Annotated in this window: 20 protein-coding genes; 9 read left to right on the top strand and 11 right to left on the bottom strand. The window is 63.3% G+C overall.

Annotated elements, in window-relative coordinates; genetic code table 11:
* Positions 1-124 precede the first annotated feature (124 nt).
* A complete protein-coding gene (locus tag AB4Z43_RS26600) occupies positions 125-1,420 on the bottom strand; it encodes a lipopolysaccharide biosynthesis protein (RefSeq protein ID WP_038644617.1) in 1,296 nt (431 codons plus the stop codon).
* 199 nt (positions 1,421-1,619) lie between these two features.
* Here AB4Z43_RS26600 and AB4Z43_RS26595 point away from each other — a divergent pair, with 199 nt between their 5' ends.
* From AB4Z43_RS26595 to AB4Z43_RS26580, 4 genes are all read left to right on the top strand, one after another.
* Complete coding sequence (locus AB4Z43_RS26595; RefSeq protein WP_441939583.1) at positions 1,620-4,169, top strand: GumC family protein; 2,550 nt, start codon at positions 1,620-1,622, stop codon at positions 4,167-4,169.
* A gap of 182 nt (positions 4,170-4,351) precedes the next feature.
* On the top strand, positions 4,352-5,251 hold the full coding sequence (folD, locus tag AB4Z43_RS26590) for a bifunctional methylenetetrahydrofolate dehydrogenase/methenyltetrahydrofolate cyclohydrolase FolD (protein WP_038644621.1): 900 nt from the start codon (positions 4,352-4,354) through the stop codon (positions 5,249-5,251).
* A gap of 28 nt (positions 5,252-5,279) precedes the next feature.
* Positions 5,280-6,278 (top strand): GlxA family transcriptional regulator, encoded by a 999-nt coding sequence (locus tag AB4Z43_RS26585; RefSeq protein WP_032920700.1) that lies wholly within the window; start codon positions 5,280-5,282, stop codon positions 6,276-6,278.
* A gap of 171 nt (positions 6,279-6,449) precedes the next feature.
* Entirely contained in the window at positions 6,450-8,111 is a 1,662-nt protein-coding gene (locus tag AB4Z43_RS26580) for a vWA domain-containing protein (protein ID WP_019860339.1), read from the top strand.
* Between the two features lie 65 nt (positions 8,112-8,176).
* Here AB4Z43_RS26580 and edd read toward each other — a convergent pair whose 3' ends face one another.
* The 3 genes from edd to zwf all read right to left on the bottom strand — a co-directional run bounded on the left by edd (position 8,177) and on the right by zwf (position 12,240).
* A complete protein-coding gene (gene edd, locus AB4Z43_RS26575; protein WP_019860338.1) occupies positions 8,177-10,000 on the bottom strand; it encodes a phosphogluconate dehydratase in 1,824 nt (607 codons plus the stop codon).
* A gap of 72 nt (positions 10,001-10,072) precedes the next feature.
* Positions 10,073-10,789 (bottom strand): 6-phosphogluconolactonase, encoded by a 717-nt coding sequence (gene pgl / locus AB4Z43_RS26570; protein ID WP_019860337.1) that lies wholly within the window; start codon positions 10,787-10,789, stop codon positions 10,073-10,075.
* Positions 10,771-12,240: a glucose-6-phosphate dehydrogenase gene (zwf, locus tag AB4Z43_RS26565; RefSeq protein WP_019860336.1), complete on the bottom strand. Its 1,470-nt coding sequence runs from the start codon at positions 12,238-12,240 to the stop codon at positions 10,771-10,773. The genes pgl and zwf overlap by 19 nt, the downstream gene beginning before the upstream one ends.
* Positions 12,241-12,549: 309 nt before the next feature.
* Between zwf and AB4Z43_RS26560 the strand changes: the two genes are divergently transcribed.
* Positions 12,550-13,296 (top strand): SDR family oxidoreductase, encoded by a 747-nt coding sequence (locus AB4Z43_RS26560; RefSeq protein ID WP_441939666.1) that lies wholly within the window; start codon positions 12,550-12,552, stop codon positions 13,294-13,296.
* A 123-nt stretch (positions 13,297-13,419) separates the two neighbouring features.
* On the opposite strand, the gene AB4Z43_RS26555 is transcribed toward AB4Z43_RS26560, so the two are convergent.
* The 4 genes from AB4Z43_RS26555 to AB4Z43_RS26540 all read right to left on the bottom strand — a co-directional run bounded on the left by AB4Z43_RS26555 (position 13,420) and on the right by AB4Z43_RS26540 (position 17,859).
* Entirely contained in the window at positions 13,420-14,295 is an 876-nt protein-coding gene (locus AB4Z43_RS26555) for an SH3 domain-containing protein (protein ID WP_027047236.1), read from the bottom strand.
* A 359-nt stretch (positions 14,296-14,654) separates the two neighbouring features.
* Positions 14,655-15,941, bottom strand: coding sequence for an NAD(P)/FAD-dependent oxidoreductase (locus AB4Z43_RS26550; RefSeq protein WP_441939578.1), 1,287 nt, complete (start codon positions 15,939-15,941; stop codon positions 14,655-14,657).
* A gap of 73 nt (positions 15,942-16,014) precedes the next feature.
* Positions 16,015-16,383 (bottom strand): four helix bundle protein, encoded by a 369-nt coding sequence (locus AB4Z43_RS26545; RefSeq protein ID WP_441939576.1) that lies wholly within the window; start codon positions 16,381-16,383, stop codon positions 16,015-16,017.
* Between the two features lie 39 nt (positions 16,384-16,422).
* On the bottom strand, positions 16,423-17,859 hold the full coding sequence (locus AB4Z43_RS26540) for a glutamine synthetase family protein (protein ID WP_019860333.1): 1,437 nt from the start codon (positions 17,857-17,859) through the stop codon (positions 16,423-16,425).
* A gap of 143 nt (positions 17,860-18,002) precedes the next feature.
* Here AB4Z43_RS26540 and AB4Z43_RS26535 point away from each other — a divergent pair, with 143 nt between their 5' ends.
* On the top strand, positions 18,003-18,719 hold the full coding sequence (locus tag AB4Z43_RS26535) for an HAD family hydrolase (RefSeq protein ID WP_038644635.1): 717 nt from the start codon (positions 18,003-18,005) through the stop codon (positions 18,717-18,719).
* A gap of 89 nt (positions 18,720-18,808) precedes the next feature.
* On the opposite strand, the gene AB4Z43_RS26530 is transcribed toward AB4Z43_RS26535, so the two are convergent.
* The 3 genes from AB4Z43_RS26530 to aceA all read right to left on the bottom strand — a co-directional run bounded on the left by AB4Z43_RS26530 (position 18,809) and on the right by aceA (position 21,081).
* Positions 18,809-19,252 (bottom strand): response regulator, encoded by a 444-nt coding sequence (locus tag AB4Z43_RS26530; protein ID WP_038644637.1) that lies wholly within the window; start codon positions 19,250-19,252, stop codon positions 18,809-18,811.
* A 240-nt stretch (positions 19,253-19,492) separates the two neighbouring features.
* Positions 19,493-19,735 (bottom strand): SMc00767 family acetate metabolism repressor, encoded by a 243-nt coding sequence (locus tag AB4Z43_RS26525; RefSeq protein ID WP_006202762.1) that lies wholly within the window; start codon positions 19,733-19,735, stop codon positions 19,493-19,495.
* A 56-nt stretch (positions 19,736-19,791) separates the two neighbouring features.
* The gene (aceA, locus tag AB4Z43_RS26520; protein WP_441939571.1) at positions 19,792-21,081 is read right to left on the bottom strand and encodes an isocitrate lyase; all 1,290 of its coding nucleotides are present in this window, start codon (positions 21,079-21,081) and stop codon (positions 19,792-19,794) included.
* A 237-nt stretch (positions 21,082-21,318) separates the two neighbouring features.
* Here aceA and AB4Z43_RS26515 point away from each other — a divergent pair, with 237 nt between their 5' ends.
* The 3 genes from AB4Z43_RS26515 to AB4Z43_RS26505 all read left to right on the top strand — a co-directional run bounded on the left by AB4Z43_RS26515 (position 21,319) and on the right by AB4Z43_RS26505 (position 25,282).
* Positions 21,319-22,767: a helix-turn-helix domain-containing protein gene (locus tag AB4Z43_RS26515; RefSeq protein WP_027047235.1), complete on the top strand. Its 1,449-nt coding sequence runs from the start codon at positions 21,319-21,321 to the stop codon at positions 22,765-22,767.
* Between the two features lie 136 nt (positions 22,768-22,903).
* On the top strand, positions 22,904-23,857 hold the full coding sequence (locus AB4Z43_RS26510; RefSeq protein WP_019860327.1) for a DMT family transporter: 954 nt from the start codon (positions 22,904-22,906) through the stop codon (positions 23,855-23,857).
* Positions 23,858-24,184: 327 nt separating this feature from the next.
* A complete protein-coding gene (locus AB4Z43_RS26505) occupies positions 24,185-25,282 on the top strand; it encodes a polyamine ABC transporter substrate-binding protein (protein ID WP_019860326.1) in 1,098 nt (365 codons plus the stop codon).
* The last annotated feature ends 34 nt before the right edge of the window (positions 25,283-25,316 follow it).

Raw genomic sequence — 25,316 nt, 5'->3', positions numbered from 1 at the left:
AGCAGGAATTCAGGTCAGGACGAGCCGAAAACAGTGGCTTCCGAGAACCGGAGCGGAGCGTACTACTGTACGTGAGCACCGGAAGCGCAGGGAGCCGCTGTTTGCAGGCCGGCCTCACCTGAATTCAGATTGCTTTCGCCGGCCTGCGCAGCGCCGAATAGGTCAGCAGCATCGAGGCGAGATAGAGCAGCAGGAAGACGATGTTGAGCGACAGCACCAGCGTTGACGTATCGGTGATGGTGGTTAGCACATAGGTCAAAAGCAGCGCCTTCAGGGCGGCTAACAAGCCGAGATTGAGCGCCCGCACCGCCGTCTGGCCGCGCGCGAACAGAAGCTCCGCCTGGTATTCGACCAGATTGCGCAATCCCGGAACGCAGATTGCCAGCGCCACCAGCGGCGCGGCCTCGGAGACGTTCCTGCCGAGGGCGTTGGGGAAGAAATGCAGCACGATGCCGAGCGCCAGCAGCGCCAGCGTCGAAACCAGGAACACGCCGCCTTCTATGCCGCTCTTGACCGCCAGCCGCGACAACAGGTCCGGCGCGCGCATCATGCGTTGTACCAGCATCATCGAGAAGGTGCGGATCGGGATCGCGGTCAGGTCGACCAGCCGCATGATGATGGCATAGATGCCGGCCAGATGCGGGCCGCCGATCGCCAGCACCAGCAGCTTGTCGAATTCCGATTGCAGGTAGAACAACACTTCCGCGCCGGCGACGTAGATGGAATCGGCAAGCCGCCTGAGATAGAGCTCGATGCGCAGCCGCAGTCTTTGGCGCGGATAGAACCAGCCGAAAGCCAGAACCAGCGAGGCGGCGTTGGCGCCGATATAGAACCACGACCAAGCCCAGATGCTGTGTTGCGCCGAGACCATGAACAGCACCGCGCCAAGCGCCCGCAGTGCCGTCGCCATGATCGCCAGGATCGCAGCGCGGCCGAACTTGCCCAACCCGTTGTTGACGATCAGCGCCACCTCGACCGGCCGCCACAACAGCGCTTCGGCAAACACGATCGCCGAAAACACCGACAGCGGCACGGTGCCGGCGAAGAAGATCAGGTAGACCCCGAACGAGGCCAGCGTCAGGAGCGGCAGCGAAACGACGCCGAGCAGCAGGAAGCCGGCCGTGAAGGTGCCGATCAGATTGGGGCGGATGGTGGCGGTGCGGTAGAGCGCCGAGATGAAACCGAAGGCCAGGATCCGCGACAGCATCACGCCGGCCGCCGAAGCGGTGGCGAACATGCCGAATTCGGAGATCGACAAAGTGTTGGCAAGGGCGATGAAATAGGCCAGCGAAAACACCAGTCGCCCGCCGGCGCCGCTGATCGCCGAAAAATAGTCGCGCACCAGCCCCCGTCGCTCGGCCACGAAAGTGCCGATCCGGGCGAAAGTGCGCCTTTGCGGTATGCCGCGAGCTTCGGTCATGTGCCGGGAAGCCATAGGCGGGAAAGCTTAACGTGCCGTTCTGAGGCCCGAAGGCGCTGAAATTCCGGCGCTTGAGGTTATGGAAAGCTTACACGCCGGCCTGCCGAAATTAACCTTTTGTTTCCTATGCTTGTTTAGCGTGGCTTAACGAATAGCCGACCGCCGCTGCCCAGCGGCCAAAGAGTGAAGCTCCAAGACAATGGTCGACAGGGAAAACCGTGAAGACTGGAGGCGCGAGCGTTCGTTGCTGGCGCTCGGCCAGGCCATGCGCGGTGAGGACGACGCATCCCTGGTCTCGATAGGCGATCGCGCGGATTCGGCATGGCGCGAGGATGCCGCCACGCGCCATCGCCTTGCCCGTTCACGGCGCGAAGCGCGGACGAACCCAACGCCGTCCGCCGCCGCCGGAACAGAACGCTTGCGGCCAGAGCGGGAAGCGGCTGCACAAGACGACGCCTGGCGCTCGCAAGAGGACGCCGACAATCTGCAGCCGGCCATGCCGGATTCAAGGCAGTCCGCTGAAGAACCTTCCGGCAGCACTCGCTCGCATGACACGGCCGGATCCCGCCAGGCAGGCGAGGCCAATGCATCCTTTGACGATCGCAGGGACGATCAACAGTGGAAGCCGCTGATCGATCCGATGCAGGTCGTGCGTGGCATTGCCAGATCGAAACTGCTGATCATCACCACCACCCTGATCGGTGCCGGGCTCGGCGTCGCGATCGCGCTGTCGACACCGAAGAAATACGAATCGATGACCGAATTGGTCGTCGATCCGCGCGACCTGAAACTTTCGGACCGTGACCTCACCCAGATGGCGGTTGTTCCTGACGCGACACTCGTCAATGTCGAAAACCAGATCAGGTTGCTGACCTCGGGCACGGTGCTGGGCAAGGTCGTCAACAAGCTCAATCTCGCCGACGATCCGGAGTTCAATGGCCAAGGCTCGGGCGGCCTGGGCGCCATGTCACTGATCCGCTCGATCCTGTTGCGCCACGACGGACCAGGCGGTGCCGATGAACCGCGTCGCCTGTCGCTTGCCGTCGGCAATCTGGCTGAAAGCCTTTCGGTCGAGCGCGCGGGCAAGACCTCCACGATCATGATCGGCGTCACCACCCAGAACGCCCAGAAATCGGCGCGCATCGCGGAAACGATGACGGATGTCTTTCTGCAGACCTCGGGTGAATTTCAATCCCTCACCGCCGGCCGGGCCAACAACGAATTGACGGCAAAACTCGAGGAGATGCGCAAAAGCGTCGAGGCGGCCGAGCGCAAGGTCGAGGATTTCAGAGCCACGCACGACCTTGTCGACGCGCAAGGCCACCTGATCAGCGATGATCAGATGCTCAAGGTCAACGAGCAACTGTCGGTTGCTCGCGCGCGTACGGCGGAACTGAACGCCCGCGCTGCCTCCGCCCGCTCGATCAATGTCAATTCGGTGCTTGGCGGTACTTTGCCGGAAGAAATCAATTCCAACACGATGAGCGATCTGCGCGCGCAATATGCCACGCTCAAGCAGGAGGCCGATCGTGCCGCGGTCCGGCTGGGTCCGCGCCATCCCGAACTCCAGGCGCTCAACGCGCAGCTGGCCGGCGCACGCGATCGCATTGCCGCGGAACTCAGCCGCATCGCCTCGTCGCTGCAGGTTGACCTGAAACGCTCGATCCAGGTCCAACAGGACCTTTCGTCCCAACTGGCGCAGATGAAGGTCCGCAGCGGCGACGTCAACAGCGACCTGGTCTCGATGCGCGAACTGGAACGCGACGCCGCGGCCAAGCGCTCGGTCTATGAACAATATCTTCTGCGCGCCAAGGAGATTGGCGAGCAGAAGGGCATCAATACCGCCAATATGACCGTCATCTCGCCGCCCTCCATTCCGCTCGAGCCGAACGGTCCATCGCGGGTCGTGATGGCGCTTGCCGGCCTGTTCCTGGGCTTTGCCTCCGGTGTTGGTCTCGGTGCCATGCGCGGCGCCTATGAAAGCCTGCGCGAGACCGCCACATCGCGCTCGCGCCGCGACCGCAAGGCGCCTGTCGAAGACCAGGCATTCCGGGCAGCACCGCCGCCCGCGTCGCCAATGCCGGCAGCGCCCGTGCCGCCGGTGCCACCCCCGCCACCAGCACCGCCACCGCCCTTGGCACACGCCGAAGCCGCTCCCGCCAAGCGGCCCGGGCGGGTCGCCGCGCTCATGGCGAAATTGCGCAATGCTCTGTCCCGCAAGCCATCCACTGAGGCGGACGATGACAGCGAATTCGCCGCCTTTGGCGACAAGGCGCGGCCGGCGGATGCTGCTATGCCCTCCGGCTTCCCGAATCCGGATGCCGCCTTCATGCCGCGGTCGTCGGACTACTCGCGGCCGCCTTTCCCGCCAGGCTTCGATGCCACCTATTCCCAGCCGATGGGACCGCCGTCACGGTCGCCCCTGATGCCGCCACTGCCGATCTATCCGGCTCCGCCGCCCTATCCCCCTGCATTACAGGCCGGCTCGATGCAGCCCTGGCAGGCGCCGCCGCCTGCAGGTTACCCCTATACCCAAGCCATGGCGCCCTATGCCGGGCACATGCCGTATCCGCCGCAGCCCGCGCCGCCGCAACCACCGGCCTATCCACCGCAGCCATCGGTGGAGCCTTCGCCGGTTGAGGAAGGCGCCGAACAGGCGCCGATCGAGGAAATTCGTGCCAGCCTGCGCGAATTCCGCGAGGCGGTCCGCGAACTCACCGAGAGCCGCGCCCGCCGCCGCTACTTCTGAGCCACAAGATACATCACCGAGGCCGAATAAAACCCTCCCGGTTTTCGCGTAAACGGCATTGGACGGCGCTTTGACGGGATTGCGTGCCGGAATTTTCGTGACAATGCCGCACTGCATGTTGCCGGCGCCGGGACATCGCGTCTCGAAAGCGGCGTTGCGCGAAACAGGGTTGAGGATGGTTCATGGCCGAAGTGATTGACGGAAAGAGCGTTGCCGAGGATGTGGTGCGGACGGTCAAGGCGTTGACCGCCGAGCTGGTCGCCAAGGGCAACGCCAAGCCTGGTCTGGCCGTGGTCATCGTCGGCGAGGATCCGGCCAGCCAGGTCTATGTCGCTTCCAAGTCGCGCACGGCCAAGGAATGCGGCTTTCATTCGCTCCAGCACACGCTGCCGGCCGAGACTTCCCAAGAGGCGTTGCTCAAGATCATCGCTGACCTCAACGCCGATCCGGCCATCAACGGCATCCTGGTGCAGCTGCCGCTGCCCGCCCATATCGACGCCGGCAAGATCATCCAGGCGATTGCGCCTCAGAAGGATGTCGACGGCTTCCATTTCATCAATGTCGGCAAGCTCGGCACGGGCGAGCTCGACACGGCCTTCGTTCCCTGCACGCCGGCCGGCTCTATGCTTCTGATCGAGCGCGTGCGCGGCAAGGACCTGTCCGGCCTCAACGCCGTCGTCGTCGGCCGCTCCAACATTGTCGGCAAGCCGATGGCCAATCTGCTGCTTGCCGCCAACTGCACCGTCACCATCGCCCACAGCCGCACCAAGGACCTGCCGGCGCTTGCCCGCACGGCAGACATCCTGGTCGCCGCCGTCGGCCGGCCGGAAATGATCAAGGGGGATTGGGTGAAGCCGGGCGCCACCGTCATCGATGTCGGTATCAACCGCATTCCCGCGCCGGAGAAGGGCGAGGGCAAGTCGCGCCTCGTCGGCGATGTCGCCTATGCCGAGGCGGCCAAGCAAGCCGGCGCCATCACGCCGGTGCCCGGCGGTGTCGGGCCGATGACCATTGCCATGCTGATGGCCAATACGTTAGCTTCTGCCTACCTTGCGGCCGGATTGAAGCGGCCCTCTTTCTGAGCCCGGGTTGACCCTGAAAGCGCCAGTTTTGCCGAACCCCACCATTTCCCCGGAACGGCCGGTCACGACTGATCCCGTTCAAGGTGGCCGGCAGTTCGCCTTCCTGCTGGTCGACAAGTTTTCCATGTTCTCGTTGGCCGCGGCGATCGACACGTTCCGGTCGGCGAACCGTCTGCTCGGCCGCGATTTCTATGGCTGGACCACGGTGTCGGCCGATGGCGATCCGGTGATGGCGTCCAACGGCCTGCCTCTCAAGATCGACTATGCCGTCGCCGACCTGCCGCCGGTCGACATCCTCTTCGTTTCGGTAGGGCTGACAACCGAATTTCCCGGCAAGAGCAAGGTTCTGGCGGCGTTGCGCAGCTGGGGCCGGCGCGGCAACGCGCTCGGAGCACTGTCGGTCGGGTCCTACCTATTGGCCGAGGCCGGCCAGCTCGACGGTTACCGCTGCACCATCCATTGGGAAAACCGCGCCGGCTTCATGGAGCGCTTCCCCGACATCAACTGCACCGGCAATGTCTTCGAGATCGACCGCAAGCGCTACACCTGCGCCGGCGGCACGACCTCGATCGATTTGATGCTGGAGATCGTGCGCGGCGATTTCGGCTCGAACCTCGCCAATGGCGTCGCCAACCAGTTCCAGCACGAGCGCATCCGCTCGGCCGGCGACCGCCAGCGCGTCGGGCCGGAACGCGATCTGACCGGCAAGTCGGAGAAGCTGAGGCGCATCGTCGAGCTGATGGCCGACCATCTCGACGAGCCGCTCTCGGCGGTGCAACTCGCCAAATCGGCCGGCCTTTCGGTGCGCCAGGTCGAGCGTCTGTTCCTGCGCCACCTCAACGTCACGCCGGGCCGCTACTACATGCGGTTGCGGCTGGAGCGGGCGCGCGAATTGCTGCGCCAGACCAACATGCCGATCCTCGACGTGGCGATCGCGACCGGCTTCACCTCGCACTCCTATTTCGCCCAGAGCTACCGGCTGCAGTTCGGCAGGCCGCCTTCGGAAGAGCGCCGCACCACCTACTGAGCCGGGGCTTCGGTCTGGCTCCAAGACGCCTGCTGCTCGGGCGATCCTGCCGCATGAACGCTTTTTTCCCCGCCCAGAGGCCTGAGCGACACGGCCGCGCCGGGCTTGTGTCCTGACGCCGCCTCAAATAGCTTCCCTGTGCGGATTAGGGGGCTAACTCAGGAGATTTCGATGGCGGTATTTGCGCGGAGCTTCGCTGCGGCGATCCTCCTTTTGTCGATGACGACGTTCGGCTTTGCCGCAAACAAGGTCATCATCATTCTTGATGCGTCCGGCTCGATGTGGGCGCAGATCGACGGCAAGCCCAAGCTCGAAATCGCCAGGGAATCTCTGAGGACCGTGCTTCAATCGGTTCCCGCCGACGACGAGATCGGCTTCATGGCCTACGGCCATCGCGAAAAAGGCAGCTGCGAGGACATTCAGCTGATCGTGCCGCCTCAGGCAGGCTCGGCAAGCGCCATCACGGATGCCGCCGACAGTCTGAAATTCCTTGGCAAGACGCCGTTGACGGCGGCCGTCAAGCAGGCGGCGGAAGCGCTGAAATACACCGAGGACAAGGCAACCGTCGTCCTGATCACCGATGGGCTCGAAACCTGCGGCGGCGACCCCTGTGCACTGGGCAAGGAACTCAAGGCATCCGGCGTCGACTTCACCGCCGATGTCGTCGGCTTCGGATTGACAGCCGACGAGGGCAAGCAGATCGCGTGCCTGGCTGAAAACACCGGCGGCAAATACATCCAGGCCTCCGATGAGAAGGCGTTGCAGGAAGCCTTGGTCGAAACCGTCGCTGCGCCGGCGCCGGCACCCGCGCCTGAACCGGCTCCCGCACTGGCGCCTGCGCCGAAAGCCGCCGAGGTCGACTACAACCTCATCCCGCAAGCGTTCTTGAAAGAGGGCGGCGAGGTGCCGAAGATCGACGTCTACTATGAAGTCTTTCCGGACGATGCCAAAGGTGTCGGTGGAGACCATGTCAATGACGGCTACAATGCTGTCAAATTCCACGTTCCCGCTGGCAACTACATCGTCGTCGCCTCGAGCGGCGGCGCCAAGGCCGAGCAGAAGGTCACGCTGACGGCGGACAAGGCAACAGAGCTTGCGCTCAATCTAAACGCCGCCGAGCTCTCCATCCACGCCCGGCCGGCGCCAGGCGCCGATGTCGACCGCAATGCGCAGATCAGCATCGCCTATCCCGGCGGCACGTCGGACAGCAACTATGGCGAGGTCAAGTTCGTCGTTCCGGCCGGCGAGACCAAGGTCACCGTGAAGCTGGGAGCCGGCGAGGCAAGCGAAACCATGCAGCTTGCCGCCGGCCAGGTCGTCGACAAGGACATGATCGTCGGCGTCGGCAAGGCCAAGGCAAACGCCTTCTACACAAAGGGCGGCGAGAAGGCCGAAACCGATGTGGGTTGGAAGGTGTACAAGGCGGCCAAGAAGCTTGATGGCAGCCGCGATCAGGTGACTTACGCCTACGGCCCCGACAGCCAGTTCGATCTGCCTCCGGGCGACTATGTGATCGGTGTCGACGTGCAGGCCGTGTCCACGGAACAGCCTTTCAGCGTGACGGTCGGGCAGATGACCGATGTCAACGTGACGCTGAACGCGGGCGTCCTGGCCGTCGACGCGCCAGGCGCGGATGGCTTCAAGATCTACGAGGCCAAGAAGAACATCCAGGGCGAACGCAAGCAGGTGACCTACGCCTATGGCGAAAAGATGCAGTCCACGCTGGCGGCGGGCGACTACGTGCTCGTGACCAACTTCACCACAGACAAGGCCGACAAGGAAACGCCCTTCACGGTCAAGGCCGGCGAGCGGAGTGAACTCAAAGTCGAGTAGCATCCGGCAGGACAAACAAAAAAGGGCGGCTCAAGGCCGCCCTTTTCTTTTGGAAGTCAGGAATATCAGGCGGTTCCGAAGGCGCTGGCGCCATGGTCGGCACGGCCCACCAGCTGCCGGAAGCCGGCGAAAAGCTCGCGGCCGAAGCCGAACTCGTTGCCGATGAGGTCGGCTTCGGCGGTGCGGCGCAGCGCGAACTCGGTTCCCGGCACCAGCACCTCCAGCGTTCCGGCATCGGCGTCGAGGCGGATGATGTCGCCGTCATGGATCCGGGCGATCGGCCCGTCCTCGACGGCTTCCGGCGTCACATGGATCGCCGCCGGGACCTTGCCGGAAGCGCCCGACATGCGCCCGTCTGTCACCAGCGCGACGCGCTGGCCTCGGTCCTGCAGGATGCCAAGCACGGTCGTCAGTTTGTGCAGTTCCGGCATGCCATTGGCCTTCGGACCCTGGAAGCGGATGACGGCGATGAAATCGCCAGTGAGCGTGCCGGCCTTGAACGCATCGTTCAGGCCCTGCTGGCTGTCGAACACCTTCGCCGGCGCCTCGATGAGGCGTCGTTCCGGCTTGACGGCGGAGGTCTTGATGACGGCATGGCCGAGATTGCCCGCCAGCACCTTCAGGCCGCCTGTCGGCTGGAACGCCTTGTGGAACGGCGCCAGCACCTTTTCGTCGCCGCTGGCCTGCGGCGAGGCCTCGCGCACCACAGAGCCGTCGGCACCGAGCTTTGCCTCGACCGCATAGGGCCGCAGTCCTTCGCCCCACACCGTCTGCACATCCTCGTGCAACACGCCTTCGTCAAGCAGTTCGCGGATCAGGAAGCCGAGCCCGCCGGCGGCATGGAAATGGTTCACGTCGGCAAGCCCGTTCGGATAGACGCGGGCCAGAAGCGGCACCGCTTCCGAGAGGTCGGAAATATCCTGCCAGGTCAGTGCGATGCCGGCTGCCGCCGCCATGGCGATCAGGTGGATGGTATGATTGGTCGAGCCGCCGGTGGCATGCAGGCCGACGACGCCGTTGACGATGGACCGCTCGTCGATCATCCGCCCGACCGGCGTATAGGCATTGCCGAGCGCGGTGATGGCGAGGGCCCGCTTCGTCGCTTCGCGGGTTAGCGCATCACGCAACGGCGTGCCGGGATTGACGAAGGAGGCGCCGGGCGTGTGCAGGCCCATGATCTCCATCAGCATCTGGTTGGAGTTCGCCGTGCCGTAGAAGGTGCAGGTGCCCGGCCCGTGGTAGGATTTGGACTCGGCTTCCAGCAGTTCGGCGCGCCCCGCCTTGCCCTCGGCATAAAGCTGGCGGACCTTGGCCTTCTCGTCGTTGGGAAGCCCGGTCGTCATCGGTCCGGCCGGGATGAACACCGCCGGCAGATGGCCGAAGGTCAGCGCCGCGATCACCAATCCCGGTACGATCTTGTCGCAGACGCCGAGAAAGACGGCGGCGTCGAACATGTTGTGCGACAGGCCGACCGCCGCCGACATGGCGATCACGTCGCGCGAGAACAGCGACAATTCCATGCCGGGCTGGCCCTGCGTGACGCCGTCGCACATCGCCGGCACGCCACCGGCCACCTGGGCGATGCCGCCGGCCTCGCGCGCGGCCTCCTTGATCAGGGCAGGGAAGGTTTCGAAGGGCTGATGCGCCGACAGCATGTCGTTGTAGGAGGTGATGATGCCGAGATTGGGCACCTTGTCGGCGCCGAGCGCCAGCTTCTCCGAGGGGCTGCACACCGCAAAGCCGTGGGCGAGGTTGCCGCAGGATAGAACCGACCGGTTGGCGGTCTGGTTCGACGCTTCGGCGATACGGCCGAGATAGCGCTCGCGGCCCGCCTTCGAACGTTGGCGGATGCGCTCCGTGATGGCTTCGATGTCGCGTCTTGCGGTCATGGCGGTCGGTCCTTTCAGGCGAGGTCCCGGAAACATCCTCCCGCCGTTGCCGGGACCACTAAATATAAGAAATCAAGGCGCCCAGAAAACCTCTACGGGCCTGGGCGCGGCGTCGAGCACGGCGCGGATCGGCTTTCGCGGCCCGGGCGCGACCGCGCCGTCGAAGGCGGCGCGCTTGTCCTCGCCCTCTATGTGCAGCGCGATGAAGCCGGCATCGATGATGCGCGCCAGCGTCAAGGTGAGCCGCGGCTCGCCCGCACTGGCCGCGTGGACCGGCAGGATGATCCGGTCCGAGGCCGGGTCGAGCAGCTTGGCCAGATCGTCGGCATCGGGAAAGAACGAGGCGGTGTGGCCGTCCGGCCCCATGCCGAGCACCACGACATCGAGCGGCCAGGGCAGGGAGCGCAGCGCCGCATCGTCGGATGCCGCTGCATCCTCGATGCCCGATGCCTCATGGTAGAGGGGCACGAAGCGCGCCGCCTTGGCCGCGTTCTGCAAGAGATTGGCGGCCACCAGCCCGGCATTGGAGCGCGGCGAGGAGGCGGGCACGAAACGCTCGTCGACCAGCGTCACGATCACCTTGTCCCAGGCGATCGGCATCGCCGAGAGGGCGGCGAAGAATTTTGCCGGCGTCGTGCCGCCGGAGACGGCCAGCACGGCCGTGCCGCGCACGGCGATCGCCTTGGTTAGCCGGTCGGCCACGCGGCCGGCCAGCGCCGCTGCCAGTTGCGGACGGTCGGGGAAAGCGTTCCAGTTGTAGCTGGCGCCGTTCAATTGCTCTCGTGCCATGTCCGCCCGTCACGTTCGATCAGCGCTATCGAGGCCGACGGCCCCCATGTGCCTGCCGTATAGCCCTGCGCCTCCTGCTTGGCGCCTTCCCAGGCATTCTGGATCGGGTCGATCCATTTCCACGCCGCCTCGACCTCGTCGCGGCGCATGAACAGCGTCTGGTTGCCGCGGATGACGTCCATGATCAGCCGTTCATAGGCATCGGGCGCGCGGCCGTCGAAGGACTGCGCGAAGCTCATGTCGAGCGAGATCTGGCGCAGCCGCATGCCGCCTGGGCCTGGATCCTTGATCATGATGAACTGCTTGACGCCCTCGTCGGGCTGCAGCCGGATGACCAGTTGGTTGGCGAAGATCGGCCCGGCGCTGTCGCCGAAGATCGAATGCGGGATCGGCTTGAACTCGATAACGATTTCCGAAACCCGGGTCGCCAGCCGCTTGCCGGTCCTGAGGTAGAACGGAACGCCAGCCCAGCGCCAGGTGCCGATCTCGGCCTTGATGGCCACGAAGGTTTCGGTGTTGCTGTCCTTGCCGAGCTCCTCGACATAGCCCTTTACCGGCCCGCCGGCCGATGCACCGGCGCGATACTGGCCGCGCACCGTGTGCTTCGGCGCCTCGTTGCCGTTGATGCGCTTCAGCGCCCGCAGCACCTTGAGCTTCTCGTCGCGCACGGCGTCGGCGTCCATCGACGACGGCGCCTCCATGGCGACGAGGCAGAGCAGCTGCAGCATGTGGTTCTGCACCATGTCGCGCAGCGCGCCGGCCTTGTCGTAGTAGGTGACGCGGTCTTCCAGGCCGACGGTCTCGGCCACGGTGATCTGTACGTGGTCGATATGCGCGGAATTCCACAGCGGCTCGTAAAGCGCGTTGGCAAAGCGCAGCGCCATCAGGTTCTGCACCGTCTCCTTGCCGAGATAATGGTCGATGCGGAAGATCTGGCTTTCGTGGAAGTCATCGCCGACCAGATCGTTGAGCGCCTGCGCCGAGGCAAGGTCGCGGCCGATCGGCTTCTCCAGCACGATGCGCGAGTTCGGCGTGATCAGCTTGTGCTCTTTGAGCTTGTGCGAGATATCGCCGAACAGCGCCGGCGCTACCGCCAGATAGAAGGCGCGGATGCTCTCGCTCTCGCCGATCGCTTTCTTAAGCTTGTCGAAGCCGGCGCCGCTCGTCGCATCGGCCGAGACATAGGAAAGCCGCGCCAGAAAGGTCTTCAACTCCTTGGCGTCGATATCGGCCGGCTTGACGTGGTCGGAGATCGCCTGGCTGGCGAAGGCCCGGAATTCCTCGTCGCTCATTTTCGAGCGCGATGTGCCGATGATGCGTGTCGGCTCGGAGAATTGGTGGTCGCGCTGGCGATAATAGAGCGACGGCAGAAGCTTGCGTTCCGACAGGTCGCCGGTGCCGCCGAAAATGATGAAGTCGAAAGGGTCGACGGGAATGATTTGGCTGGTCATGGTCTGTCCGCTTTGACGCCGGTCGCGAGTACGCGGCTGATATATTCTAATCGATTTAAATTTTCCAGTGCCATGGTGTCACATCGAGGACCAATCGCTGGATATTGATTGGATCCACATGTGCGCTTGACACTGGCGCTTGCCGGAGGCTTGTCGGTGAACGAAGACTCCGGAAGCTTTCGCAGTTGCAGCATAGAACGTGAATGTGACGAAAGCTAAGGGAGAAATAGCGCCTTGTCTGTCGCGGCATCGGCCGCGCCGGTCAGCCGCTCTATTGGTTCCAGGAAGACATCGATGAGCGGGAAAAGCATGCGTCTGGAAAACAAGGTCGCCATCATCACCGGCGCGGCATCAGGCTTCGGCGAAGGCATGGCCAAGCGCTTCGCGCAGGAAGGCGCCAGGGTCGTTGTGGCCGACCTCAACGCCAAGGGTGCGGAGCGCGTCGCCGGTGAGATCGGCGAGGCGGCGATCTGGACGCAGACCGATGTCTCGCTGCGCTCCGAATTCGACGAGATGGTCTATTCCGCCAAAAGCGCCTTCGGCCGCATCGACATCATGGTCAACAATGCCGGTTACACCCACCGCAACGGCGACATGCTGAAGGTCGACGAGGAAACCTTCGACCTGATCACCGCTGTCAATATGAAGGCTATCTATCACGCGGCCCTTGCCGTGGTGCCGATCATGGAGCGGCAAGGTGGCGGCGTTATCCTGACCACGGCCTCCACCGCTGGCCTCAGGCCTCGACCCGGCCTCACCTGGTACAATGCCTCGAAAGGTTGGGCGATCACCGCCACCAAGTCGATGGCGGTGGAACTCGCGCCGAAGAACATTCGCGTCAATTGCCTATGCCCGGTCGCCGGCGAAACCGGCATGCTGGAGAAATTCATGGGCGCCGATACGCCGCAGATTCGCGAGACTTTCCGCGCCTCGATCCCGCTCGGCCGGCTTTCGACGCCGCTCGACATCGCCAATGCCGCACTCTGGCTGGCGTCGGACGAAGCTGCCTTCATCACCGGCGTGGCGCTGGAGGTCGATGGCGGCCGCTGCATCTGAAGCGCATCGTCATTGTGGCGCAGGTCGGTTCGACCGAGCCTGTGACTTCAAGTTTGACTTGTACCGGCAGGGCGCAAATCGTGCGGTGGCGAGTCCGGCCTCAGCCGCAAATGCGCCGGTACATCAGCCGCCGGTCTTGATGTAGCTCTTGTAGACCCAGCCGGTCTTGCCGTTGTAGACGATCTGGCACCATTGCTTGCAGTTCATCACCTGCACCGAGGTTCTTGCCGGCACAGTGCCGATGGCGGCTGCGTTCTTCTTCGGGCCGCTGCGCATGGTCACCGGTCTCAGGATGCGCCCGTTGCCGGCCGCCGCCACCTTGCGTGGCTTGGCCTTGGCCTTGCTGCCATCATCACTCGCCGTCGGCTGCTGTTCGGGCGCTTGTGGCTGCACTTCAGGGATCGCGGCGGTCTTGGCTCCATCCGGATTGCTGCTTGCCGCTGGTGCCGGCGCGGCAACCTTGGCAAGTTCGCTGGCGGCATCGGTATCGGTCGCCGATGGCGCGAATGCCGCCGCGACGGCCGGCTTGTCTGGCGTCGGCTTGGCCTGATTGGCCGCCTGGCTGGGGGCAGCCGCCTGATCGGGTGCCGCCGAAGCGGCCTTCGGCTGCGCTCCAGTCCAGCGGGGATCATTGGCCGCTAGCGTTTGTATGGTTGCTTTCGCCGTCGCCATCGTCGGTGAGACCTGGTCGGACTTGCGGGCGGGCTGTGGCACGGTCGCCGCGGCCACCGTGGTTCCGGCCGGGACGATCTTCGTCGTTTTCACCGGAATGGTCGGAATGCTCTGTTCCTGGCTGGCGGCTGCTTGCCGCTCGCTCGTCGGCAATGCCAGCCAGAGCGCCACCGCGGCCACGCCGAGCAGTGCGGCGGTGCCGACCGCGGCAATCACCAGATGCGAGTTCGAACGGACTCCCTGCCAGAAGGACGGCCGCATGTCGTATCCAAACTGCATGGCAAAGCGCCGACGTTCCGGGACACCGAAACTGAAGGGCTCTCTCACTCTCGCCACCTCCATACGCGGGCCGATGTTCTTTCGATCGTTGCCGGAAGTCCGGCGTCTAATCGGCATCGGTCCCAAAAATCAACACGGGCAAGCCCGCAGCAATCCCCGAATAGTCGCCCAGAAGCGCGAACCTTTCGCCCCCGATTGTGGCATCAGTACGCCATTATAAGCGATTCTGCGCCTTTGCCGCCATTTCCGCAATGTGTCGCAAGGGCAATGAATATTACAATATTACATCAGATCGTGATGGCGATTGGATCCAGCACGAGGCGCGTCGCGTCGAAACGGGTCCATGCGACTCACTTCAGGCCTATATAGTTTCCCCTAAGCGGGGGGCATTTCTGGCCAATATGCCCCTAGATCCGGTCGCGTAGCGCGAACCAGTTGAGCGCCAGGAAAAGCAACGGTGTGCGGAAACGGCGGCCGCCGGGAAATGGCGGAATTTTCAAATCCTCGATCAGTTTCAGCCGGTCGCGATTGCCGGCAACGGTTTCGGCATAGAGCTTGCCGAAGAAGTTCGACAGCATGACACCGTGGCCGGAATAGCCCCCGGCCGAGATCACATTGGGCATCACTTCGCGCACGAATGGTTTCCTCGGCACGGTGATGCCGACATAGCCGCCCCAGCCATGGGTGATCTCGATGTCTTTCAGCGCCGGATAGAGCTCCACGATCTGGCGGCGGATATGGATGTGGATGTCCTTCGGGTCGTTGACGCCGTAGACCTCGCGTCCGCCGAACAGCAACCGGCCGTCCCGCGATTTGCGGAAATAGCGCACCACAAAGCGGGAATCGTCGACGGACTCGCCGCCGGGCAGCACTTTCGAATCTGCCCCCAAAGGCACGGTCGCACCGATGAAGGAGCCGATCGGCATGATGTGCGCGGCACTCACCGGCTCGAGCGTGCCGCCATAGGCGTTGACCGCGATCAGGCATTTCTGCGCCGTCACATTACCTCTCGGCGTGGAAACCCTGACCTTGCCGCCGGCGGAAACGATGCCGGTCGATGGCGTCCCTTCGAACAACTGCGCGCCGGCATGCGCCGCCACCCGCGCCGTGCCGATCACCAGCTTCATCGGATGGATATGGCCCGTGCCGGTGTCGCGGGTGCCGCCGAAATAGGCGGTCGAACCCAGCCGCTCCGCCGTCTCGGTCTTATCCATGAAGGAAATATGCGGATAGGAGAAACGGCTGGCCATGATCTCGGCATGCGCCTTATAGTCGTCGACATAGCGCGGCTTGTGCGCCACCGAGAGCTGACCCGGCATGTAGTCGATATCGATCTGGTTGGCGGCGGCGAATTCGATGAGATGCGCCTTCGCCTCTTCGGCGAGATCGAACAGCGCCTTGGCGCGGGACAGACCGTATTCGGCCTCCAGATCTTCTGCCCAGGCGCGCTGGCCGGTGCCGAGCTGGCCGCCATTGCGACCCGATGCGCCGTCACCGAAGCGATAGGCTTCGATCAAGACGACATTGGTCCCCGCCTCGGCTAGATGGACCGCCGCCGACAGCCCGGTAAAGCCGCCGCCGATGATGACGACATCGCAACTCCGGTCGCCATCGAGTGCCGGATATTCTGGTCTAGGTCCGGCCGTGTCCTCATACCACGAGCGGCCGGGAGAAATGGGGGATTGGTAAGGCATGGTGCTCACTGGGCAGTAGGGCAGTAGGGCAGTAGGGCAGTAGGGCAGTAGGGCAGTAGGGCAGTAGGTAGAACTATTCAGGGGACAATTTGCGGATGAGAGGCCGCAAGAGCGTTCCCACGCTCTCACTTCGGTTCATCAATGGTTCGGTTGCCTGATGGGAGGTGATTCCGACGCGCTGCGCGATCAGCAGATGGGTCTCCAACTCTTTGAGAGATCCCTGTGCAATTCTGAGAAACTGCTGATATGAAGCTCGGCTTTCTCGCCCATAACCCTCGGCAATGTTGGCGGGAACGGAGGTAGCTGCACGACGTACCTGAGCCGTCAGCCCGTAGCGCTCATCCTTTGGCCAGGCTCTGGCTGTTTCGTAGATCGAAACCGCCAGATCCATAGCTTGCTGCCAGACAATCAAATCTCTGTACGATTCAATCTTGGCCGCCATCCTTGCCCTACTGCCCTACTGCCTTACTCCCCTATTCCCCTAAACATTCAGCAGAAGATACTCCCGCTCCCACGGGCTGATCACTTCCATGAAGGTCTCGAATTCCGCCCGCTTGATCGCCGCATAGGTGGCGGCGAAGGATTTGCCCAGCAGCGCGCAGAGTTCCTCGTCGCCCTCGAACAGGTCGACGGCTTCGAGCAGACTGCGCGGCAGGTCGATCTCGTCCGCATTGGCGGTCGTCAGCACCGGCGGCTCGGCCTTGATCTTCCTGGTGATGCCGATCAGCCCGCAGGCAAGCGAAGCCGCCAGCGCCAGGTAGGGATTGGCATCGGAGGACGGGATGCGGTTTTCGACACGCCGCGCCGCCGGATCCGAACGCGGCACGCGGAACGCCGTGGTGCGGTTGTCATAGCCCCATTTGTTGTTGACCGGAGCCGAGGCCGCCTGCGTCAGCCGCCGGTAGGAATTGACATAGGGCGCGAACATCACCAGCGCGTTCGGCACGTGCTTCTGCATGCCGCCGATGAAATGGAAGAACGCCTCGGTCTCCGAGCCGTCCTCGGCCGAAAAAATGTTCTTGCCGGTCTTCTTGTCGATGATCGACTGGTGGATATGCATGGCCGAACCCGGCTGGCCCTGGATCGGCTTGGCCATGAAGGTGGCGTAGATCTCGTGCTTGAGCGCGGCTTCGCGGATGGTGCGCTTGAACATGAACACCTGGTCGGCGAGCTCGATCGGGTCGCCGTGGCGCAGATTGATCTCAAGCTGGCCGGCGCCCTCTTCATGGATGAGCGTGTCGATCTCCAGGCCCTGGCTTTCGGAGAAGTGGTAGATGTCGTCGATCAGTTCGTCGAACTCGTTGACGCCGGCGATCGAATAGCCGGCGCCGCCGCCGATTGCACGGCCCGAGCGACCGACGGGCGGGGTGAGCGGATAGTCCGGGTCCGGGTTCTTGCGCACCAGGTAGAACTCGATCTCGGGCGCCACCACCGGCCTCAGCCCGAGCTTGTCATAGGCGGCAAGCACGCGCTTCAACACATTGCGCGGCGTGAATTCGACCGAGCGGCCGTCCTGGTGAACGAGGTCGCAGATGACGGCGGCCGTCGGGTCTTCTTCCCAGGGCACGACTGTCAGCGTCGACAGGTCCGGCATCAGCTTGAGGTCGCCGTCGTCTTCCGGATAGTGGAAGCCGTTGCCGTCTTCGGGATAGCCGCCGGAAATCGTCGTCATGAAGACGGCCGAAGGCAGCGCCAGCGAGGTGTTGGAGGTGAATTTCTTCGACGGCATCATCTTGCCGCGCGCCACGCCCGCCTGATCAGGGGTGATGCATTCGATGTCCTCGATGCCGCGCCATTCCAGCCAGTCGCTGACTTCCTTCCAGTTCTTCACACCACGCAGGTTTTTCACGAAGGCAGGCGTACGCGCTCGTCCTCCGCGGCTCGACGGACGGACTTCCTTTTTTGCAGGCGGCATCATTCACCAGATTGGGTTGCGGATTTGCGAGTATAGCCGTGCCCCACTGTGTAAGGGAAGGGGAGGTGCCGCCGGCAGTCCTCGTTCCGGTTGAAAATCACGTCGGTCGGCCTAGGTTCGTACGGCTCCCAACCCGGAAGGCATCGATGCGAAACAACAACGAACTGACGACCATTGGCTTCGACGCCGACGACACGCTTTGGCAGAACGAACAGTTCTTCCGCATGACGGAGAAGCGTTTCGCCACCATGCTTGCCGATCATGGCGAGGAGAAACAGATTTCGGCGCGATTGCTCGAGGCCGAGCGGCGCAACCTTGCCGTCTATGGCTTCGGCATCAAGGGGTTCACCCTGTCGATGATCGAAACGGCGATCGAGGTCACCGACGGGCGTGTACCGGCTTCGGTCATAGCGGAGATCCTCGAGGCTGGCCGCGAGATGCTGAGCCACCCGATCGAGGTCTTGCCGCATGTGCGCGACACAGTGGAGAAACTTGCCGGCGCCTACCGCCTCGTGCTGATCACCAAGGGCGACCTCTTCGACCAGGAGCGCAAGCTGGCCGGGTCCGGCCTCGGCGACCTGTTCGACGCGGTCGAGATCGTCAGCGACAAGAATGCCGCGACCTATTCCCGCCTTTTCAGTCGCCACGGTGACGGCCCCGCAAAGAGCATGATGGTCGGCAATTCGCTGAAGTCGGACGTGGTGCCGGCCATCGAGGCCGGCGGTTGGGGCGTTCATGTGCCGCACGAACTCACCTGGGTGCTCGAGCATGTCGAGGCGCCGCTCGCCGAGCCGCGGTTTCGCCAGATATCCAACCTCGGGCAATTGCCCGAACTGGTCCAAACCATCGCCAGAGGGAGTTGATCGCGCTCTGCACGTCGCCCAAAAGTAACCTCGGTTTGGGGAGAACGATATGCATGGAACAACGACCCGAAGCGCGCCAGGTGACGCGCTTAGCGGCTTATCAGGCGATCGATCACCGGTTGCAGCCGCTCGGGCGTGATCGGCTTGGCGACGACGACGTCAATCACGTTCGACAGGCCCAGGCTCTCCGGCGTACCGGTCTTGGTCGAAAGCAGGATCACGGGAGGAAACGATTTTCCCGAAGCCCGTCGCAATGTTTCGATGCCGGACATCAGGATGTCGCAGTCCTTGTTGTCCGCGCCGCCATCCAGCACGATCACGCCTGGCACGAGTGTCCGCAAGGTCTTCGCCGCCATGTCGGGCGATTCCGAGATTGGCTTGAGCCCGGATCGCTCGACGATCTTCGACACCACCACGCGATTGATCGGCGATTTCCCGACAACAAGCACTTGCGAGGGACTGCGTATCGTCTCGGTGCTTGAATCCTGGGTCACCAGATTCGGATGTTTTGCGGTCTCGCCCTCGTTTCTCACTGGGCACCCAAGTCGGCCAAGAAGCTCGCCCCTATTTCAATGCAGAGTTGAATCTGGGCGACAATTGGCGTGAGATAGCAGCCCATGTCAAGTTGAAATAAAAGCCTTCCGAAAACGCTCCTGCGATAGTGGAGTCAAGCAACAGTACTGTACTGCCCTGTCCACGGATTGGTTGCGTAAAAATAAAATTCACCTGCGCATACGCTGCGCAGGTGAAGGGCCGGTTGCAACGATTTCCGGTCAGCCATGGCTCTGTTGTGTGACGATCACCGGGATCAGAAGGTCGCCCCAATTGCCGTCGCCGCCATGGTGCCTCGCCGAGCGCACCAGCTCCACCGAGACGCCGGCCTCGACCGCCTTCATCACCGACTGGTTGAGCCTGTGCAGATCGTTGGCCAGCATGCGGATCGTCGCCTGCTGGTCGACGCTCATCGTGGTCGATTGTTCTTCTGCCCGTTCCTTGACGCGGCTTATCGATGCCATTGGTCTTCTCCTGTGTGTGAAGCCCTGTTGGGCGTTTCCTCGGTGTTTCTGATCCGCTATTCGGCGGCCGGCCTGAACTGTGCGTGCTCGGTCGATTCATGCATGGCGGTGGTCGACGACTTGCCGCCGGTGATTGCCATCGACACGGCGTCGAAATAGCCGGTGCCGACCTCGCGCTGGTGCTTGGTCGCGGTGTAGCCATTGGCTTCCGCCGCGAATTCGGCCTCCTGCAATTCGGAATAGGCCGCCATCTGCCGTTCCTTGTAACCACGCGCCAGTTCGAACATGCCGTAGTTGAGCTGGTGGAAGCCGGCGAGCGTGATGAACTGGAACTTGTAGCCCATGGCGCCGAGTTCCCTCTGGAACTTGGCGATCGTCGCGTCGTCAAGATTCTTCTTCCAGTTGAAGGAGGGCGAGCAATTGTAGGCGAGCAGCTTGCCCGGATGGTGCTTGCGCACGCCCTCGGCGAATTTTTTGGCCTGTGCGAGGTCCGGCTTCGAGGTCTCGCACCAGATCAGGTCCGCGTGGGGGGCGTAGGCGATGGCCCGCGCGATGCAGGGCTCGATGCCGTTCCTGACCTGGTAGAAGCCTTCCACCGTGCGTCCGGCATCGTAGTCGACGAAGGGCTGGTCGCGCTCGTCGATGTCGGATGTCAGAAGCTTCGCGGCTTCGGCGTCGGTGCGTGCCACGACCAGGGTCGGCGTGCCCATCACATCCGCTGCCAGGCGCGCGGCGTTGAGGTTGCGGATATGCGCGGCGGTCGGGATCAGCACCTTGCCGCCGAGATGGCCGCACTTCTTTTCCGACGCCAACTGGTCCTCGTAGTGAACGCCGGCGGCGCCCGCTTCGATGAACGCCTTCATGATCTCGAAGGCGTTGAGCGGCCCGCCGAAGCCGGCTTCGGCGTCGGCGACAATCGGCGCGAACCAGGTCTCGACCGAAAGCCCGTTGCCCTCGGAGGTCTCGATCTGGTCGGCGCGCTGCAGCGTCCGGTTGATGCGCTTGACTAGCTCCGGCGCGGCATTGGCCGGATAAAGCGACTGGTCGGGGTACATCGCCGAGGCGGTGTTGGCGTCGGCGGCGACCTGCCAGCCCGACAAATAGATCGCCTTCAGTCCGGCGCGCACCTGCTGCATAGCCTGATTGCCGGACATGGCGCCGAGCGCGTTGACGAAATCCTCCTCGTGGATGAGCTTCCACAGCCGGTTGGCACCCATTTCGGCGAGACTCTGACGGATCTGCACCGAGCCGCGCAGCCGCTTCACATCCTGCGGCGAATAGGGACGTTCGATGCCGTCGAAGCGGCCTTCCGGCGCCGAGGGAACGAGATTGTAAAAATCGGTCATGAGTCACTCCGAAGGATTGCTGGATTTTGTCCGCGCGCCAATCTTTTGGCGCATCGGGATGTGACTGAATTTACATTGCGGCGCAAAATCGGCCAGAAAAATCAGGCGATACGGCCGAAGATTAGGGAAAACCTGTGTTGTGTTTGACAGAGACTTGCTGTAAATTTGTCATAGTTGTAAAACTCACTGGTAATGGGATACCGCGAGTGTCGTGTAAATTCCTGTCAAGAGCAGTCGATGGCTGAGCAGAAGATTTTCGCCGGGCCGCGCATCCGCCGCATTCGCAACGCCAAGGGCCTGACCCAGACGGCGATGGCCGAAGGGCTCGGCATCTCGCCGTCCTACCTCAATCTGATCGAGCGCAACCAGCGGCCGCTGACGGTGCAGCTGATCCTGAAACTGGCCTCAGTCTACAAGGTCGACCCGCATGAGCTGCAGGGCGAGGCGAGGGGGTCGGTCGCGGCCTTGAAGGAAGTGTTCACCGATCCGCTGCTGGTTGGCGAATTGCCGGGAGACCAGGAGTTGATCGAACTTGCCGAGGCAGCGCCCAATGCGTCCGCGGCGGTGATAAAACTGTTTCGCGCCTATCGCGAGCAGGCCGAGCGACTGTCAGACCTCAATGAACTCCTGGCGCGCGAAGGGCGGGCGACCGCGCTATCCGGTGCTCGCCTGCCAATCGACGAGGTGCATGAGACCTTCGAGCGGCGGCCGAACCATTTTACGGCACTTGAGGAAGAGGCCGAGGCGTTCACCGCGGTGCTCGATCCCGGCGACGATCTGTTCGGTGCGTTGAAGGCATGGCTGAAGCGCGAATACGGCATCGTGGTCAAAGTGCTGCCGGTCGCCACCATGCCGAACTGGCGCCGTCGCTACGACCGCCATTCGCAGCGCCTGTTCCTGTCCGAGAGGCTGTCGCCGTTCGACCAGCTACGCGAAGTGGCGATGGAGGCCTGCCTGATCCGCATGACGGTCGCGGTCGCCGGCGAGATCCAGGCGCTCAAGCTGACCACCGACGAAGCCCGCCGCCTCGCCCGTTTCGAGCTCGGCCGCTATGCCGCGCATGCGCTGATGATGCCCTACCAGGCCTTTCATGCCGCCGCCATCCGTGCCCGCTACGACATCGATGTCCTGCGCTCGCGCTTCGGCGTCTCTTTCGAGCAGGCCGCGAACCGGCTGACCATGCTGCAGCGGCAGGGCGCACCGGGCGTGCCGTTCTTCATGCTGGAGGTCGACAATGCGGGGAACCGCTTTCGCAGGGCCGGCAGCCAGGGCTTTCCGCACAGCCGCTTTGGCGGCGGTTGCCCCAAGCTGCCCGTGCATGCCGCCTTCACCCAGCCGGGTCAGGTTTTCGTCGAAGCGGTGGAAATGCCTGACGGCGCCGAGTTCCTGTGCATCGCCCGCACGCTGGAAGGGCCGCAGGGCGCGTTCGCCGAGCGCCCGCGCCGCACGGCGCTGCTGCTTGGTTGCGACATCGGCTTTCGCGACGACATCGTCTATGGCGCGGCGCTGCCCGGCGCCGTGGTCGGTGCAAGGGCTGGACAAGGCGCCGTCGCGGCGACGCCGGTCGGACCCGCCTGCCGGCTTTGCGAGCGCGTCGGCTGCCTAGCGCGGGCCGAACCGCCGGTGACGCGTCCGCTTGGCCTCGACGAGATGGTGACGGGCCTGAGCGCTTTCGACTTCCAGTAATGCGAGAACAAAGGTGCCACAATCGTCGCCGGTGTCTGGATCACCCGCGGCCTTAGTCTTTGCGTTACGCGAACAGAGCAGTTTTTTGTCGTCCCTTGCGCATCGTCCCGTCCACAAAAGCTCGACAATCGCGCCCATGACAGACGCAGCATCATCGCCGGGCCTTGTTGCATCGACCTCCTCGCCGCGCGAGGAACGTGTCGGCATGCTTCTGGTCTTCCTGTCGGCGCTGATGTGGAGTTTCGGCGGCACCATCGCCCGCTTCATCACCGTTGGCGACAGCTGGACGGTTATTTTCTGGCGCTCCGTCTGGGCCGCCGCCTTCCTGCTCCTGTTCATGACCTGGCGTGACGGCTGGCGCGGCATGCTGAAATCGTTTCGTGACATGGGCCTGCCTGGCCTTGCCGTCGGCTTCTGTTTCGCCATCGCATCGACCGCCTTCGTCGTGGCGCTCGCCTACACCACCGTCGCCAATATCCTTTTGATGCAAGCCGGTGTGCCGCTTCTGGCGGCGCTGTTGGCCTGGGCCTTGTTTCGCGAACGGGTCAGTGCCGTGACTTGGGTGGCGATTGCCGCCGTCATTGCCGGCGTTGCCATCATGGTGTCGGAATCACTCAATGGCGCCGTCTCGCCCATAGGCGACGGGCTGGCGCTGCTGATCGCGTTCATGTTCTCGATCGCGACCGTCATCACAAGGCGGTTCGCCAGTGTGCGGATGACGCCGGCGACCTGTCTCGGCACGTTCCTGGCCGCGGGCTTTGCCGCCTCGCAGGCGTCGACCTTCACGGTTTCAGCGGGCGACATGGGTTTTCTCTTCGCTTTCGGCGTGGTCAATCTCGGCATCGGTCTCGCCTTCTTCGCAACTGGCGCGCGGCTGATCCCGGCCGCCGTCGCGGCACTGCTCGGCACCTTCGAGCCGATCCTTGGGCCGATATGGGTCTGGCTCATCCATTCCGAGGTGCCGTCCGGCCGCACCATCATCGGCGGCGCCGTGGTGGTCACGGCGCTGCTCGTCCATATCGGGCTCGAATTCAAGCGCCAGGCACGGCCGCGGCGGGCAGGGGTCACCGGAGTGCCGTCGCCGAATTGATGCGGGCCGCTGAAGCTTTGCCATTGACAATGTTGCTGCCGCCCGGGCAGGCTGGGTCCACAGCAACAACAAGACAGGCGTATCTTGCCAAGTCTCCCCGGCGGCCCGATCGAGACCGCTCCATATTTCTGTATTTCTGTCCGCGCGGCGGCGAAAGCTTCTGACGGCACCGCGATTCCTTCCAGCCTCGGACGATTGCGCGGCCGCGGCCGTCGCGCCAATCGGCGCTTGTTGTCCCCTGGAAAGCTCAAAAAGTCTGAAACAAATGCCCGGTCGCGCACATGTCGCGACGAGCCGGCGATGGAACACTCACCAAAGGAGAATAGCATGATCCGCAAAGCGCTCTGGCTTTCGGCGACCTCGGTATTTCTGACATTGTTCACACCTGCCGGCCATGCCGAGGACCGTGTCGTCAACGTCTTTAACTGGTCGGATTACATCGACAGCTCCGTCATCGAGGACTTCACCAAGCAGACCGGCATCAAGGTCGTCTACGACACCTTCGATTCCAACGAGATCCTGGAAACGAAGCTGCTTGCCGGCGGTAGCGGCTACGACGTCGTCGTGCCCAGCGGCAATTTCCTTGCCCGCCAGATCCAGGCCGGCGTCTTCCAGAAGCTCGACAAGTCGAAGCTGCCGAACATCTCCAACATGTGGGACGTCATTTCGGAACGCACCGCCAAGTACGATCCCGGCAACGAATACTCGGTCAACTACATGTGGGGCACCGTCGGCATCGGCTATAACGTCAAGAAAGTGCAGGCCGCTCTCGGCACCGACAAGATCGACAGCTGGGATGTGTTCTTCAATCCCGAAAGTCTCGCCAAGCTGAAGGATTGCGGCGTCTATGTGCTGGATTCGCCGGCCGACATCATTCCGGCGGCGCTGAAATATGTCGGCCTCGACCCGAACAGCACCTCGCCCGACGATATCGCCAAGGCCGAGGAAGCCCTGATGAAGGTCCGCCCCTTTATCAGGAAATTCCACTCGTCCGAATATATCAACGCCTTGGCCAACGGCGACATCTGCCTGGCTATCGGCTTCTCTGGGGACGTCTTCCAGGCCCGCAACCGCGCCCAGGAGGCCAAGCAGGGTGTCGAGATCGGCTATTCCGTGCCGAAGGAAGGCGCCCAGATATGGTTCGACCAGATGGCGATCCCCGCTGATGCGCCGCATGTCGCCGAGGCGCATGAATTCATCAACTACATGATGAAGCCCGAAGTCATCGCCAAGTCTTCAAACTTCGTGCTCTACGCCAATGGCAACAAGGCTTCGCAGCAGTTCGTCGACAAGGCGATCCTGGACGATCCGTCAATCTATCCGGACGAAGCGACGGTGCAGAAGCTCTATACGGTCCAGCCGTACGATCCCAAGGCCCAGCGCGTCATCACGCGCACCTGGACCAAGATCGTCACCGGCCAATAAGCATCTGAAGCGACCTCGGCGGACAGCTGCCGGG

Origin of the sequence: Mesorhizobium sp. 2RAF45, assembly GCF_052115225.1 — a bacterium.
GTDB lineage: Bacteria > Pseudomonadota > Alphaproteobacteria > Rhizobiales > Rhizobiaceae > Mesorhizobium > Mesorhizobium jarvisii.
This window is presented reverse-complemented; position numbering and strand designations above follow the sequence as displayed.